We start from the raw sequence: 9,549 nt of genomic DNA, 5'->3' as shown, positions 1-9,549 counted from the left end.
CCCCCGGAACAAAACACAATAGGACTCCGTCAGGAGTCCCAGTGTTTATAGCGCGGGGTGATAACCCCGGGAACAAAACACAACGTGAACCATAATAACCCCGTAAACGGCGTGGCCTGTGTTTATAACGCGAGGTAATAACCCCAGAAATCCTAATAAACCGTCACCGTCCAGCTTCTCTCAAAATGCTTACCCGCTTCCAGGATATGAATCCCTTCCTTACCGCTAATTTCCCCTGAAGCATTCACACTATCTGCAATACCATTCCACGGCTCTATACATACAAAATCCGCATCTTTTGCGGCCCATATGCCCATATAAGGGAAACCGTCATATTGCAGTTTCAATCCGCGGGGAGATTTATCACTCTTCAGCTCTATGATATTAGATGCAAGTGTTTTGAACACCAATGCATCTTTATAGAACAGCGAATGTTTCAATGGCAGTTTATGTGTCTTTACCAGGAACGGTTCCGGTGTAAGTTCAATTAATCCATCTGCGGACAATGGCCATACGCCATCATTCTCTTCCTGGTTGAAAGTCAGGTAATAATCCTCATACCCTGTTCCTTCGGTCAGTGGTACCTTAAAGGCAGGATGAGCGCCTACAGAGAAGTACATGGTATCTTTCCCTGTATTCTCTACGAGATAAGTCACTTTCAGTGAGGTATCATGCAGCGTATATATCACCTGGAATGTAAAATGGAAAGGATATACCTGTAGGCTATCTGCTGAATCTTTTAATGTAAAAGTGAGCTGATGGTCTGTCTGCGCCGTCAGGGTAAATACTTTATCACGGGCAAAACCGTGTCTGCCGAGTGTATAGCTTTTACCTTTATATGTGTAACTGTTGTTTTTGAGGGTACCCACTATCGGGAACAAAACGGGACTCTTTTTAGCCCATTCCGGTCCCGCATGCCACATATACTCCTGACCTAAGTCCGTGCGGACGATATTCTGTAACTCGGCTCCTTTTTCGGCAACAACTACCTGTAGTTTATCATTCTTTAATTCAGGCATACGAAACTTTTTGCCTCAAAAATAACCATTCGGGCCTGATATGCCTTATTTTTTCCTGTTGCTCAATACCAGTACCAGTCCCACTACAGCTACGATACCACCCGCATAAGTAGGCCAGCCTACCCAGCGATTTTCAGTTTTATTGACTTCCAGGGGCCCGAGGTCTACCACTTTCTTTTCTGTCTTTACAGAGAAGCCACGGATCACGATCATGGCAATACCGGCGATGATAAGAATAAGACCAAATGCTTTCATGTGTTGTAGGTTTAATACAGCAGTCAACGCAATACACATGCCAGCTGATCACAAATATAGAGTAGGACTCAAGTAATCTGTGAGCGGGAAACGGCCGCTTTCCTTCAAAGCCTTTAACCCACCTTTGATATCTACCAGGTTGTGATATCCCCGCATACGCATAATGGAAATAAAGATGATGGAACGGTATCCTCCTGCACAGTATATATAGTACAGCTGTTGTTTGTCGGGCAGTTGGGTGTTGTCATTGATATATTCCAGCGGGATGTTGATGGCATCACGGACATGCTCCTTGCCGTATTCACTTCTTCTGCGTATATCCAGGATGTTTACCGGGGTCCACAACATGCGGTCGGCCAGTTCATCGGGAGTCATCACAGTAATATTGTCTGTAGGCCGGTCATCTGCTTTCCAGGCGTCAAACCCACCTTCCAGGTAGCCGATCGTATTGTCGTATCCTATGCGTGCCAGGCGGGTTACCACCTCTTTTTCACGTCCCGGAGTTGCAATAAAAAGAATGGGATATTTTACAAGGGGAATGAGAGTCCCCGCCCAGGGGGCGAAGTTACCATCCAGTCCTATATTGAAAGAACCGGGAATAAATCCTTCCACGAATATTTCCGGACTACGGGTGTCCAGTATCACCGCCGCAGTTTCATTGGCTGAAGCTTCAAAAGCAGCCGGCGACAATGGACGCAGACCTTTGTTAATAACATCTTCCACATGTCCATAGCCTTGTTTGTTCATGCTTACATTCATGGGGAAATATGCAGGTGGTGGTGTTAGTCCTTCGGTTACTTCTCTGATGAATTCCGCTTTCGTCATATCCTTCCGGAGTGCATAGTTGACCGACAACTGATGAGCGAGTGTATCTGTAGTCTGATCGCTCATATTTTTACCACAGGCACTACCCGCGCCATGAGCAGGGTATATTGTGATGTGGCCAGGCAATGGCATGACCTTGTTACGCAGGGAATCAAACAGAATACCGGCCAGTTCTTCCTTTGTTTTCCCGGAAGCCTGTTGCGCAAGATCAGGGCGACCTACATCACCGATAAAGAGTGTATCGCCTGAGAAAAGTGCTGTTTCCTCTCCTGCTTCATTGATCAACAGGAAACAGCTGCTTTCCATCGTATGCCCCGGCGTATGCAGTACTTTAAGCTTTACAGCTCCCAGGTGCAGGATTTCGCCATCTGTAGCAATATAAGCAGGGAAATTGGGTTGCGCTCCCGGGCCGTATATGATAGTAGCACCGGTAGTGGCTGCCAGCTCCAGATGTCCCGATACAAAGTCGGCATGGAAATGGGTTTCCAGCACGTATTTTATAACGGCGTTGTCTGCCTGTGCTTTTTTGATGTAAGATGTTACATCCCGCAGGGGATCAATAATAGCTGCGACGCCATTGCTTTCAATGTAGTAGGCGCCATGGGCCAGGCAGCCTGTGTAAAGCTGTTCGATTTTCATGTTTAACCTTCTTGTATAGTAAAGGTCAGGGAAACGGGACTACGGGACGATGACGGCGGTCACAGGATGGGATGATATATGCCGGGGGAAGTCATTCCGTTTTACGCCGGTTGTAATATGGGTTGCAAACACGGGATCCGGTTTCGAAAGGGGTTACAAACATGCGTCCCGGGCATTATCCGTATTCCACGGGGAGCCACATTCCATGGGGGGTTGCACCCCGCGCTACAAACAATTGGACTCCCTACGGAGTCCTATCATGGTTTGTTTATGACGTTTGATTAAATGACTAACGGGAATAAGGGTTGATGGTAGATATCAATGTTGCTCCGCTCCCATCAGCAATTCGCGGATAATGTTTTTACTGATTGGTTTAACAAGGTAACCGGACAAGCTGGGAAATTCTCTCGCCCGCTGGAGATCGCTTTCATGAGTGGAACTGGTAAGGATATATATCCGGATATGTTTATCTTCCGGCAGGGACAGCTTTACAAATTCGCGCATAAACTGCCAGCCATCCATAAATGGCATATTTACGTCCAGGAGTATCAGATCCGGTAAATCATCCGGGGTATGGAGATGTGATTTAATAAAATTCAGTGCCTGTTCTCCATCCGTGAATTTATGGATATTCTCTACAAGCTCCAGTCGCTCAAAGTGCTGCCGCATTACAAACTGGAATAGCTCATCGTCATCAACAATGCAAACATGCTTTACTTTATTCATCTTGCTGTAAGGTGTGTACGCGGTTATTAAAATTAACAAAGAAACTGCTACCACTGCCCGATTCACTTATGACCTCAATATTGCCCAAAAATGTCCTGATCTGGTTGATCTTAAAAAGGCCGATACCATTGCTTCCGTAACCGCGGTGAAACATCCTTTTATGCCGGAATGATTGTTCCCGGTACGTCTCAAGGTCAATCCCTATGCCATTATACTGTATCATCAACACGACATTTTTTTGTTCTTTCGCTGTTTCTATCCGGATCCCGGTACAACACCGGGCCGGGTATAGATTATTGCGTTATTAATCAGGTTAAATATTTTCCAAATATACTTTCACGTAGTTTATAACGGATACGGTCAAATCGAGCGACAAATGTGCATCTTTTTCCTCAATCTGCGGACTCAATAATTTCCACACGTACCTGATCATTGACTTCAGCCCCCCAGGGCATAAACAAGTCCTTTTTTTCTACCTGCGTATCAATCATTTCCTTCAGATCGTTCAAGATGCCAACAATGGGAGCAGGCAATTCAGTAAAGTCCATCAGGGCCGTAGCAGAGACGCCTGTAAATCAGCGTTGCAAACGGCTACATCAGCACTGACTGCCGGCAATCAGGGGCTTCGATTTGTGTTTCAGATACCTGTAGCGTCTTCAGCGCTGACTTATTGTAACCTGCGATCTGATCCTGCTCATCAATGGCAATATACCTTTCCTCAATAACCGAGGCTATTGCTGGTAACCAATTGTTCGCATAACAGACCTTCATCAATGCTAGTTATTTTGACACACCGAGCTAAATAATGCTGCACTCTTACAGGGGCGTAGGATATGATTCTAACAGATAATCTGCTAATAAACAGCAATATAATAAAAGAAAACTACAAGTTTGCCGCCAAAAAAGCCGTATTCATCTCATTTTTTTTATATAATATGGAAATTTGAGGTTGTTTTGGGTTATTTAACTGTTACACACGGTAATGACTACAATTACTACTGATACGAAGCAGGCCTGGTATTCGAATAAATGGGCGCAGGTATCCCTGCATGTGATTGCCTGGGTGACACTGTTTTCTCTTCCTTACCTGTTACGTCCGTCGCCTGATCAACGGCATGCGCCGGATCCGGATGAGCATTTGTGGCAGATCCATTATGTCATCAACTCCTGCATACTGATCTTCTTTTTTTATCTGAATGCTGGTTTCCTGATCCCTAAACTTATCTACCGGAAAAAATACCTCCAGTTCAGTGGCATACTGTTGTTCATCTTTGCTGCCCTGGTGTACGCCCGTCGCCTGTTCATACAGGTGTACATTCCTCATAAACAGTTTGAATTAAGGCCTACCATCCTTTTTACCTTCTTCACCCTGTTGTTCATCCTGGCCTGTAGTACAGCCTGGAAAATGATCCGGGATAAGGTGAATGCAGACAAGCTGGCCAGTGACAAGGAAAACGAAAACCTGAAAACAGAACTTTCTCTCTTACGCTCTCAGGTTAGTCCGCACTTTATGTTCAACGTACTGAACAACATGGTAGCGCTGGCCCGGAAGCAATCGGATCAGCTGGAGCCATCGCTGATCAAACTATCGTCCCTCATGCGTTATATGCTGTATGAGGCCGATGAAGATAAGGTACCGCTCGACAAGGAAACCGATTATCTCCAGAGTTATATTGACCTGCAGCAACAGCGTTTTGGCGCCAAAGTACAGGTGAACGTTACGATGGAGTTACCGGAACACGGATATGAAATTGAGCCGATGCTGCTGATCCCTTTTGTGGAAAATGCATTCAAACATGGGACTGGTCTTATACCCGATGCACGTATTGATATAGAACTGCGCGCAAGGCAGGGTTTACTGCAGTTTACAGTGATGAACAGGTACAATCCGGAGTATACAGAAATCAAAGACAAAACCTCCGGTATCGGGCTTACAAATGTGAAACGGAGGCTCAATCTTTTGTACAAGGATAACCATCAGCTGCTGATCAACAAAAAAGAAGGATGGTTTGTAGTTTCTTTGCAATTACATTTACATTAAATTGATCTATGACTTTACGTTGTATAGCCGTCGATGATGAACCATTAGCGTTGGATTTGCTGGAAGATAATATCCGCCAGGTACCTTACCTTGAACTGGTAGCCAAATGTGCAGATGCATTTGAGGCTATCAAGGTATTGCAGGAAAAAGAAGTAGATCTGATTTTTCTTGATATACAAATGCCCGGACTGACAGGACTCCAGTTTATACAGAGCCTGGCGCATAAACCGATGATTATTCTCATTACTGCTTATGAGAAGTATGCGCTGGAAGGATTCGAACTCGATGTGACAGACTACCTGGTAAAACCCGTTGCATTACCCCGTTTTATCAAAGCCTGTAACAAAGCCCGGGAGCTTTACCAGCTGAAGCATCAGCCGGTTACAGCGTCGGCCGCCGGTACACCGGAATTCTTCTTTGTCAATTCCGATTATAGCCTGTTGAAAATCAATGTAGCCGATATTATCTGGATCGAAGCGTTAAAAGATTATATCAGGATCCACCTTACCGGAACTACCAAACCCGTTGTGACGCGTATGCCATTGAAACAGGTGGAGGAGCAACTAGCGCCCGCTAAATTCATCCGTATTCACAAATCTTATATTATTGCCGTGGCACATATCACGGCCATCAGAAAAAACAGTGTATTTATCGGCGCCATGGAATTGCCCGTGGGCGACAATTACCGGGAAGCAGTAGCCGCTCTCACAGGCATCAAATAAGCCTTCACCAGCTTATCATGTATGCTGCCAATGTTACTTTTCCGGCTTTTTCGTCGCATTATTTCCAAGCATTGTCTCATTTGCTATGTATAATGGAAATACGCTATTAGTTTTGTCCTTATAAGAATGTTACTTATGCAAAAATTTCTCTGGCTTATTGCCATGCTAACTTTCTCCCTTCACCTATCCGCGCAGCAACAGAGGCCCGGAGGTTTTGCCGGAGGTAAACCACCCAGCATAGGCCGCCTTTACGGTAAAATACTGGATAACGAAGGGAAGCCCATGCCCTACACCTCGGTGATCGTATTTCAGAACCGTTTCGATTCTGCCACGAAGACGAAAAAAGACGTACTGATAAAAGGTGTTATCACACAGAATAATGGTGAATTCAACCTGGAAGAACTGCCTATCATGGGTCCGTTAATCCTGAAGATTTCAGCTACAGGTTTCAAGCCTTATTCCCAGGTAGTATCCTTCATGACAAAGAAACCGGCTCCGGGTACTATGCCGTCTTTCGACAAAGACCTGGGCAATATCAAGCTGACCAGCGATATCAGTCAGCTGCAGGGCGTAACGGTAACAGGTACCAAGCCACTCATGAAGGTGGATATGGATAAAAAGATCTTCAACGTAGAGAAGAATATTTCCAGCACCGGCGGTACTGCACTGGATGTGATGAAGAATGTACCTTCTGTGAATGTAGACATCGACGGTAACATGACCATGCGTAATGCTGCCCCTCAGTTGTACATTGATGGCCGTCCTACTACCCTCACCCTCGATCAGATCCCTGCTGATGCAATCGAAAGCGTGGAGGTAATGACCGCTCCAAGCGCCAAATATGACGCTTCCGGCGGTGGAGCAGGTATCGTGAACATCGTACTGAAAAAGAACCGTAAAACCGGCTACAACGGCAACCTTCGTGCAGGTGTAGACAAACGTGGAGGTATCAACGGCGGTGCTGATTTCAACCTGCGTCAGGGTAAACTGAACCTGACCGCCAGCGGTATGATCAACCAGATGCGCGACCGTACTACCGGTAAAACAGACCGCTACGACATCTCCAGCGACCCGGATATTCATACCCTGCAGGAAAACACTTCCAAAAGCAATGGTGGATTTATGTTCGGTCGCCTCGGCGCTGACTATTTCGCCACCAACCGTACCACTTTATCGATCTCCGGTATCAGGGTACATGGTAGTTTCAAACCTTCCAGCATCCTCGATATCAATACGGACACCCTGTTCAGCGGTGCTCCAACGACAGCATTCAGTCGCAGGGTAACAAATGGTCATCGCGTGTTCAACGGGACCGGTTTAGTACTGGGTATGAAACATCTCTTCCCTCACGAAGGAGAAGAACTGACGGTGGATGCGAACTATTTTGGTGGTAATGCTACAAACAGTTCCATTTATAATACAGACTTCTACAATATCAAAGGTGGTGCTGTAACCAGCAACCAGCTTGAAAAGATTTCCGGCAACGGTAAGATGCGGAATATTACCGCGCAAACAGACTATGTAAAACCAATCGGCGCCAAAGGCAAATTGGAGGCTGGTCTGAGAGCGAACTTCCGTCATATCGAAAACGCCAACTATAACTACCTGTTCAACGAAGCAACCGATCAATACGATCTCACCTCCGGTAATACCAGCAATTACAAGAATAATGAGAGTGTATACGCTGCTTATGTAACGTTCAGCAACAGCATTCATAATTTCAGCTACAAACTGGGATTACGTGGGGAAAGCTCCAAATACACCGGGGAACTGATCCAGACAGGACAGCAGTTCAGCAACAGCTATCCTACCAGCCTGTTTCCTACCATCTTCCTGAGCCAGAAACTGAAACATGACCAGGAAGTACAGCTGAGCGCTACCCGCCGTATTAACCGTCCGAACTTCTTCCAGTTGATACCTTTTGCTGACTCTACCGACAAGCTGAATATCACAAAAGGTAATCCGGGACTGGTACCAGAATTCACACAGTCACTGGAATTGTCTTACCTGAAAACATTCAAAGGTAACCACACCTTCATGGGTTCTGTGTACTACAAACACACTGACAACACGATCACCAACTACATAGATCGTCAGACGGATCCAACCACTGGTAATACAGCGCTGATCAATACCTTCATCAACGCGAAAGGCAGTTATACTACCGGTGCGGAGATTACGGTACAGAACTATTTCACGAAGTGGTGGGATATGTCTACCAACATCAACATGTACAATTCGAAGGTAGACGCCGGCCAGGCGGCAGTGGCTAATCAGCAGGCATTATGGAGCGTATTCGGTAAGCTGAACAGTAACTTCAAATTACCAGCTGCCATGGAACTGCAACTGACAGCCACCTACCAGTCCAAGACTAACCTGCCGATCAATACCAACAACGGCTTTGGCGGTGGCCCTCCCGGTATGGAAGCACAAAGCTCTTCGCAGGGTTATATCCGTTCTTTCTATGGTATAGACCTGGCGCTGAAGAAAAGCTTCCTGAAGAGCAAGGCGCTGAGTGCTACCATTGGTGTGACCGATATCTTCCGTACCAGGAAGACGGACCAGTACTCATACAGTGCTTATTTTACCCAGAATTACACCCGTTTAAGAAACCCGCAGATGATCAAGCTGAACCTTGCTTACCGCTTCGGGAAGATAGACGCCTCCCTGTTCAAACGTAAGAGTTCAGGTGCTGGCAACCAGGGTATGATGGACGGCATGCAATAACACAACATAGGAACAACAACAAACAAAGAACGAATGGTCAGACAGCCATTCGTTTTTTGTTTTTACTACTTTATATTCCATCAGGGAAAAGCTGCGTTGTTAAGCGTTGAGGAAGTCCAGATCGAAATAATACTCCCTGCAATCGGCGGGATTAAGGTAAATAGAGATCTGCCTGTGTTTTTCGAGTAGAAAATTAACGGTAACCCGGTCTTTGTAGATGTAGGGACTGAGTAATTCAATATAGGTGTTATTCTCCGCCTGATAAGCACAGGAGAGATAACATATCTCCCTTTCCCGTACATAGTCGGTCTGCCGGTCAATCAGTCCATCCAGCATCCTGGTTTCCAGGTTGTCAGTATTCACCGACTCTTCGTAATAATTAGATGTAAAAACGGTAAAGTCTTCTGCCTTCACTGTAATTCTGTTTCCGGTCATTTTCAGACCGGCGTTGGGGTCTTGCCGCGTTGGGGGAAAGAGTAGTCCAATGAGTTGTTTCAGCATAATTAATCACTTTAATAATGACGATCAGGCTGGCATTGGTTCTTGTTGTAATGGTATGATCCTGGCTGATGTTATAATATCAGTCCGCCAGCAG

Annotated in this window: 10 protein-coding genes; 3 read left to right on the top strand and 7 right to left on the bottom strand. The window is 45.8% G+C overall.

The features are described from left to right. Positions 1-152: 152 nt before the first annotated feature. The 6 genes from BLR32_RS31050 to BLR32_RS31025 all read right to left on the bottom strand — a co-directional run bounded on the left by BLR32_RS31050 (position 153) and on the right by BLR32_RS31025 (position 4,235). A complete protein-coding gene (locus BLR32_RS31050) occupies positions 153-1,019 on the bottom strand; it encodes an aldose 1-epimerase family protein (RefSeq protein ID WP_089838071.1) in 867 nt (288 codons plus the stop codon). A gap of 45 nt (positions 1,020-1,064) precedes the next feature. Continuing rightward, positions 1,065-1,274, bottom strand: a complete 210-nt coding sequence (locus BLR32_RS31045) for a hypothetical protein (RefSeq protein WP_089838069.1) — start codon at positions 1,272-1,274, stop codon at positions 1,065-1,067. 48 nt (positions 1,275-1,322) lie between these two features. After that, positions 1,323-2,738: an MBL fold metallo-hydrolase gene (locus BLR32_RS31040; RefSeq protein WP_089838067.1), complete on the bottom strand. Its 1,416-nt coding sequence runs from the start codon at positions 2,736-2,738 to the stop codon at positions 1,323-1,325. 318 nt (positions 2,739-3,056) lie between these two features. After that, positions 3,057-3,464 carry a response regulator gene (locus BLR32_RS31035; RefSeq protein ID WP_089838066.1) on the bottom strand — a complete coding sequence of 136 codons (408 nt, stop codon included), beginning with the start codon at positions 3,462-3,464 and terminating at the stop codon, positions 3,057-3,059. Further along, positions 3,457-3,723: an ATP-binding protein gene (locus BLR32_RS31030; protein ID WP_262487453.1), complete on the bottom strand. Its 267-nt coding sequence runs from the start codon at positions 3,721-3,723 to the stop codon at positions 3,457-3,459. The genes BLR32_RS31035 and BLR32_RS31030 overlap by 8 nt, the downstream gene beginning before the upstream one ends. A gap of 332 nt (positions 3,724-4,055) precedes the next feature. Then, entirely contained in the window at positions 4,056-4,235 is a 180-nt protein-coding gene (locus BLR32_RS31025; RefSeq protein ID WP_089838062.1) for a hypothetical protein, read from the bottom strand. A 211-nt stretch (positions 4,236-4,446) separates the two neighbouring features. Here BLR32_RS31025 and BLR32_RS31020 point away from each other — a divergent pair, with 211 nt between their 5' ends. The 3 genes from BLR32_RS31020 to BLR32_RS31010 all read left to right on the top strand — a co-directional run bounded on the left by BLR32_RS31020 (position 4,447) and on the right by BLR32_RS31010 (position 8,954). After that, positions 4,447-5,505 carry a sensor histidine kinase gene (locus tag BLR32_RS31020; RefSeq protein WP_089838060.1) on the top strand — a complete coding sequence of 353 codons (1,059 nt, stop codon included), beginning with the start codon at positions 4,447-4,449 and terminating at the stop codon, positions 5,503-5,505. 8 nt (positions 5,506-5,513) lie between these two features. After that, a complete protein-coding gene (locus BLR32_RS31015) occupies positions 5,514-6,227 on the top strand; it encodes a LytR/AlgR family response regulator transcription factor (RefSeq protein WP_089838058.1) in 714 nt (237 codons plus the stop codon). A gap of 135 nt (positions 6,228-6,362) precedes the next feature. After that, positions 6,363-8,954 (top strand): outer membrane beta-barrel family protein, encoded by a 2,592-nt coding sequence (locus BLR32_RS31010; RefSeq protein ID WP_089838056.1) that lies wholly within the window; start codon positions 6,363-6,365, stop codon positions 8,952-8,954. Between the two features lie 99 nt (positions 8,955-9,053). Here the strand turns inward: BLR32_RS31010 and BLR32_RS31005 are convergent, their stop codons facing one another. Further along, a complete protein-coding gene (locus tag BLR32_RS31005; protein WP_089838054.1) occupies positions 9,054-9,455 on the bottom strand; it encodes a hypothetical protein in 402 nt (133 codons plus the stop codon). Positions 9,456-9,549 lie beyond the last annotated feature (94 nt).

Source organism: Chitinophaga filiformis (genome assembly GCF_900102545.1).
Classification (GTDB): domain Bacteria; phylum Bacteroidota; class Bacteroidia; order Chitinophagales; family Chitinophagaceae; genus Chitinophaga; species Chitinophaga filiformis.
This window is presented reverse-complemented; position numbering and strand designations above follow the sequence as displayed.